The sequence below is a fragment of the Candidatus Cloacimonadota bacterium genome (assembly GCA_012522635.1).
Taxonomy (GTDB): domain Bacteria; phylum Cloacimonadota; class Cloacimonadia; order Cloacimonadales; family Cloacimonadaceae; genus Syntrophosphaera.
Map to the genome: position 1 here is coordinate 1 of JAAYKA010000029.1, position 5,690 is coordinate 5,690.

7 protein-coding genes are annotated in these 5,690 nt (G+C 50.1%); 3 read left to right on the forward strand and 4 right to left on the reverse strand.

Annotation, left to right across the window (positions count from 1 at the left end):
* From GX135_01735 to GX135_01745, 3 genes are all read left to right on the forward strand, one after another.
* Window positions 1-117, forward strand: a 117-nt coding sequence (locus GX135_01735; protein ID NLN84808.1) for a DUF58 domain-containing protein, incomplete at its 5' end; no start/stop codon positions are given.
* Between the two features lie 62 nt (window positions 118-179).
* Window positions 180-1,052, forward strand: coding sequence for a fumarate hydratase (locus tag GX135_01740; protein ID NLN84809.1), 873 nt, complete (start codon window positions 180-182; stop codon window positions 1,050-1,052).
* Window positions 1,053-1,072: 20 nt separating this feature from the next.
* Complete coding sequence (locus GX135_01745; protein NLN84810.1) at window positions 1,073-1,576, forward strand: TRZ/ATZ family protein; 504 nt, start codon at window positions 1,073-1,075, stop codon at window positions 1,574-1,576.
* A 2-nt stretch (window positions 1,577-1,578) separates the two neighbouring features.
* Here GX135_01745 and GX135_01750 read toward each other — a convergent pair whose 3' ends face one another.
* The 4 genes from GX135_01750 to GX135_01765 all read right to left on the reverse strand — a co-directional run.
* Window positions 1,579-2,283: a helix-hairpin-helix domain-containing protein gene (locus GX135_01750; GenBank protein NLN84811.1), complete on the reverse strand. Its 705-nt coding sequence runs from the start codon at window positions 2,281-2,283 to the stop codon at window positions 1,579-1,581.
* The gene (locus GX135_01755; GenBank protein NLN84812.1) at window positions 2,280-3,761 is read right to left on the reverse strand and encodes a TlpA family protein disulfide reductase; all 1,482 of its coding nucleotides are present in this window, start codon (window positions 3,759-3,761) and stop codon (window positions 2,280-2,282) included. The genes GX135_01750 and GX135_01755 overlap by 4 nt, the downstream gene beginning before the upstream one ends.
* A 1-nt stretch (window position 3,762) precedes the next feature.
* On the reverse strand, window positions 3,763-5,073 hold the full coding sequence (locus GX135_01760) for a T9SS type A sorting domain-containing protein (GenBank protein ID NLN84813.1): 1,311 nt from the start codon (window positions 5,071-5,073) through the stop codon (window positions 3,763-3,765).
* A gap of 14 nt (window positions 5,074-5,087) precedes the next feature.
* Window positions 5,088-5,690: hypothetical protein (locus tag GX135_01765; GenBank protein ID NLN84814.1), on the reverse strand; the 603-nt coding region annotated here is incomplete at its 5' end.

Sequence of the window (5,690 nt, forward strand, 5' to 3'; positions counted from 1 at the left end):
ATCCAAAAACTCAAGAAAGGCTGTCACCAATACCAGATAGAATACAACGCGGTTAGCACAGCCACCCCGCTGGAAGACCTGCTTCTAAAGTATCTTCTGGTGCGCAAAAAGGGTTAGGGTGGAGACAAGTGTTGAGTTTAATGCAAAAACCTCTAAAACAGTCCATTTTGGCGGTTTAAATGAAAATGGCTAAAAAGCGGGTTCAGGCAAGCCAAATCCGGGAACAGGTCCTGGATGCCATCGGCGAAATTTATCGCGCGCCGCATCCCGAAACAAAATTGCTCTTGCAAGAAGCCCTGGTTCGGGAAAAAGATGAAATTGCGCGGGACATGTTGGAATCCATTCTGAAAAATCATGAACTTTCCCTGAGGGAATCTATACCTCTCTGCCAGGATACTGGACTTCTGGTTGTTTTTGCGGAACTGGGAAATGAAGTTTTGATTGAGGGTGGAAATCTTGAGGAAATAATCGGTGCCGCGGCAGCGGAGGCTTGGGAAAAGTTCTATCTCCGGGATTCCATTGCTTGGGATCCGCTGCGTGGGACAAATTTTGAAAAGAAGGAAACCCTGCCCTTCATCCTGCATTTGGAACAGGTTCCGGGTGATGAGCTTAGGCTTCATTTTGCCTTAAAAGGCGGCGGTTCAGAGAATTGCAGCGTGCTTAAAATGCTTTTACCCGGCGTGGGGATGCAAGGTGTGGAGGAATTCGTGATTCAAAACGTGGTGGAAGCCGGCGGACGTCCCTGCCCCCCAGTTTTTGTGGGAGTAGGTATTGGGGGAAATTTTGAAGAATGCGCCATCCTGGCAAAAAAAGCCTTGCTTGTTCCCGCTGAACAGCAGGATATAGAACTGCGTGCGATGGAACAGCGTATTTTGGCTGGAATCAACCAAAGAGGTAAGGGTGTGATGGGATTCGCGGGAAGCACCACCGCTCTGAAGGTTTCAATTCTCACCAAACCCTGCCACATCGCGTCTTTGCCTGTGGCGGTTAATATCGACTGTCATGCGCACCGCGTGACCAGCAGAAAAATCGATGTTTCACGTGAAACATAGGGTGTTTTCGGAGATATAAAGTGCGACAACATAATCTATTACTGCCCTTTAAGTCGGAGAATTTCTCTGTTTTACAACCCGGTGACAAGGTTCTGCTGAGCGGTGTGCTTTACACAGCACGTGACCAAGCCCACAAACGTTTGGTGGAAATCATTGCCCGAAAATCTGAACTTCCATTTGATTTATCCAGTACTGCGCTGTTTTACTGTGGTCCTTCTCCCACGCCGCCGGGAAAAGTTTGTGGCGCGATTGGTCCCACCACTTCCAGTCGCATGGATCCATATACCATTCCATTTTTGGAGCAAGGACTGAAAATCATGATTGGCAAAGGAGAAAGATCGGCGGAAGTTGAGGATGCCATCAGAAAACACGGGGCGCTTTATTTAGTTTGCTGTGGGGGAATTTCAGCGCTCTTGGCGGAATCGGTTCTTACTTTCGAACTATTTGCCTGGCCTGAATTGGGTGCCGAAGCCATCTATAGGCTGGAAGTTTGCGATTTACCCTGCTATGTTGCCATCTGCTGAGCTCAAATCTTGAGCCGGTGGCGCATTTTCTCCAGAGTTTTAGGACCAATCCCTTTCACTTTCACGATGTCCTCAATGCTCTCAAAAGCCCCATTTTCATTACGGTAATCTATAATTGTCTGTGCCTTCGTTTCTCCAATACCGGGCAGGGTGCAAAGCTCACCAAGTCCGGCGGTGTTGATATTTACCACATTGGTCATTTCACTTTTGGGCACTTTCGCGGGTTTCTTTTCCCTGGCTTTTTTGGCGCTTTCCTGAGTTTTCAGGCTGCCCACCAGTTCAACCACTTCGCCAGGTTCGGAAGTCTCTGCCAGTTTTAAAGATGGAGAGCCGAAAGGTAAAAGCGAAGGCAGCATTTTAGCCAGGGTTTTTTCTCCGATACCCTTGATTTGAAGCAAGTCATCCGTGCTTCGAAAGGGCTTGCTTGTTCGGTGGTCGATAATCAACTGGGCACGTTTTTCCCCGATGCCGGGCAGCAGCATCAGCTCTTCTTTGGAGGCGCTGCGGATGTCTATTTGGACGGGTTTGTCTTCTTCCACAGCCTCGGACAAAAGCTCAGGTTTGGAGGCTTCATTTGCAGCAACCGCGCTGAGCGGGCTTCCCGGATTGAGTAAACGCCCACCCAGCAAACCCAAAAGCGTCAGCCCGCAGATTAGCAGGAGTGCGGACTGTTCCTGAGGGGTCAGCAGGTCTTTCAGAAACTTCACATCTCCTCCCTCAAAGCTTCAAGCCAAAAATCCAAGGTTTCTTCCAGAACAGGACTATTTCCGCTGAGGCTGAAAGCTATGCGGCCATCAGCATCTATGGCGCAAATCCAAGGTATGGCGCCAAAGCCCCAAATTTGGGAGACATCTCCTTCGCCAAAAAGCAATTCTGTTCCCAAACCCTGTTTTTGGATGAATTCAATAATCTCTGGTCTGTCCAAGGGACTTTCCCACACGTTCACCGAAATCAGGCTCACATCCTCTTTATCTTTGCTCCAATTTTGCAGCCTTGCCAAACTCTGCAGACAGGGCTCACACCAACGCGCCCAAAAATCCAGAATCAGCAGCTTTCCTTGAAAATCATTTGGATGCAGGGGGCTGCCATCGGGTTTGCTCAAATACTCAAATGGTAGCGGAATGGCTGTTCTATCCTTTAAAACCTTTTCCCGCCGCTGCGGTTTTTTGGCGTCCCAATCTTCTTTCGCGGCAATCATCAGCATGGCGAAATCCGGCAGGTTTTGCAAGGCGCTGTAAGCCTTATCTGAAGCCGCTTCCGGATAGATGATGATGCCTTGCGTGAGTGCTTGTTCCAAAAGTGTCAGAGCCTCCGTTTTCTCGTTCAAGCCGAGGTGCATCAGGATGCGGGTGCGCAGGTGTTCGGGATTGGCTTTAAGCTGCGGCCAGATATCCAGATAAGCTTTCATTCTGTCCCAAGCCTGGGCTTTTTTCAGCGCTTCCAGCCAGTAAAACTGGTAGTATGCCAGGCTGTCCGAAGCCGCTACCTCACCTTTGGAGATAGCCAGGGAAACCGCTGTGGGAAAGAGCTTTTCAAAAGCTTGAAGCCGACCTGTGGCTTCAATGAATTCAAAAACATGGTGGAAATTTGTTTCAATCACGGTGGGGTCAGAAAGCGCCAGGAGTTGCATTTCAGCAAGTTCGTCTTTGCCCAACGCGGCTTGGTGATGAAAGAGCGCCAGATGCAGGTAATCGTCTCCAGACCAGATGGTTAGGCCTTGTTCCAATATGCCGCGATCGCTATCCAGATTGCTGATTACATTTTCCCGCAAATCCACGTCTGTGAGTGTATCCAAAAGGATTTGTGAATAGGTGTTCGCGAAAAGGCGGTAGCCCCAATAGAATTTTGGCTGTTTGCGGATGAGATGGCGCGCTTTGGAAATCTGCTGTCCCAAATCTGCCAGACTGCGCAGCCAAAGATATTCGAGTTCAGGGTTTTGCGGTTGCGCCTGATGTTTTGCCTCAAACCAATCCCGGCAGCTTTGCGGTTGAATTTGCAGCCAATAGTTTTGCAGGAGGCGCAGTTCGTCCAGATTTTGCAGGTCGTCACGGTTGAGGAGGATGGCATCCATGGCCTCATCCGCGTTTTGAGCCCAAAGAAGGGCGCTTTCAAGCTCAGCGATTCCTGCAAAAGAGAGGCTCGCCAAACAAAGGAGTAAAAAGCCTGAAAGCGCCTTTTTTAGCATGTTATTTCAGCAGCAGCATCCGGCGCGGAGGCTCGGAACTGCCTTCTAAACGATAATAATAAACTCCGGAACTCAAGCCAGAGGGCGCTTGCCACTGGATGTGATTTTCACCCGCGCGAAGGCTGAAAACAGGGGTTTCATCCACCAGCCTGCCTTTGACGTCGAAAATCTGGATGGTAACATTCTCATTTTTGAGCGCGTTTACCCGGATGGATGTTTCAGCTCTGAAGGGGTTGGGGCTATTTACGCCAAGCAGCAGATTTGGCGGCAAAACGTTATCTGACACAGCCGTTCCCGCAGTGGCATGGAAGGGTATTTCGTAGGTTCCCAAATCGGGTGAAGAAATGGCGAAATGGAAATTAGCGAAACCTTCAGCAACCCAGAGGTTCAGGTGAAAAGCTTTGGCCTCACCCGGTGCCAGGATCAAGGTTTGTGGAATGCTGCCAGGGTAGCAGTTGTTTTCTTCATCACAATAGTTGAAATACCAACCCAGGGAAGATTCATCCTCCACAATCTGCATTGTCATGGTATCCGTGTGCTGGCCTGTGTTGAACACCCACAGGATTTCAGAAAGTCCCGAGGAATTGGGCGGGAAAACCAGGTTGGCGGGATCCCAATCCAATACAGCACGGACCTGATATTCAGGCTGTTCCAAGCTGGTTGTGGCTTGAATGATGTTGCCCTGGGAATCCTGGATGGTCGCCAAAACCCAGAGATTGGATTGGTTCCAAGCCTGATCAATGCTGAAATTATGGCTGAAAACCGCAGGTTCCCCAAGGTTCAGAGTGATGTTTTGATTGTGGAGAGAACGCGCCACGCGGGTGATGGAGCCGGAATTGTTTTCCAGCAAATAAAACCAAAGTGTAAGTCCGTTGGCAGCTTGCTCGGGGTTCAACAGAGTAACTTTCACGCTGGTGGCGCCACTGGCGGGGTTGAACTGCGTGATTTCCATCCTGATGGGCGCGCTGGCCCACATCAGCTGTTGTGCCAAAGTGCTGTGTTGGAGCAGGTCGGAGGGATTTTGAACAATATGGCTGCCGTTGAAAACCACGCTGGGGATTTCGCCTCCGGGATTTTGCGAAAAACGGGCTTGGACGCCGGCATCACCCAAACTTTGGTAAAGGCGGGCTTGCGTGAATTCTCCTTCATGCCAGGCCTGCAAGGCTTGATCCAGGCTTTGCAGAGCGATGTTGCTGCTTGGATCATCCTGAGCAACAAAGGCTTCCACCACATTGGTGCGTGGCCAAAGCTCCAGATTGGCAAACAGGGCGATTGATGCCAGCAGGATAATGATAAACGCGAGTTTTTTCATGATTTCTCCAGTTCTTAGAATCTGGTGTACAACTCCAGACGTAATCCGGAAAAGGGAGCCACATAGCGGCAAACGCCATTGCGGCAGACCTTTCCGCCAGCTTCACGTCCCGCAAAAAGCAGCAGGTCTGTGTCTTGCAAGATGGGATATTTGATTTCCACGCCTGGCCAATAGTGGCTGCTGCCGATGGAGGAAAAGTCGTTCCACCAGCTTTGCAGGGCGAGGGAAACGTTGAGTTTTTGGATGCTGAGATCCGCTTGCAGCCGGGGTTCATAGTGCAATATATCCACATAATTGTGAGGTTCGTGAGCGGTAAGCACGGTTTTTTCCACGGTTTTAAATTCACCGGAAATCACCATTCCGACTTTACGGGCGGGGAAACTGACCGTGAAAGCGGGGTAACTTTCTTTCTGCCATTGATTTGCGCTGTCGTCGATTTTTTCCACCTGGTTGTAGGAAATGATGGTGTTGGTTGGGCCAAGTTCCAATTCCAAGCCGGCGTAAGCATCGTTCATGCGTTTTTCACGGGCGGAATCCCAGGCTTCGGCATAGTCCAGTTCCAGGTTCATGCCGCGCCAGAGTGCGATATTGGTCCAAGCTTGGAAACCAATTTCGTC

Excerpts from the sequence above, each read along its gene's own strand:
- GX135_01740 (NLN84809.1), top strand. The coding sequence starts at position 180 with ATGAAAATGGCTAAAAAGCGGGTTCAGGCAAGCCAAATCCGGGAACAG.
- GX135_01755 (NLN84812.1), bottom strand. The coding sequence starts at position 3,761 with ATGCTAAAAAAGGCGCTTTCAGGCTTTTTACTCCTTTGTTTGGCGAGC.
- GX135_01760 (NLN84813.1), bottom strand. The coding sequence starts at position 5,073 with ATGAAAAAACTCGCGTTTATCATTATCCTGCTGGCATCAATCGCCCTG.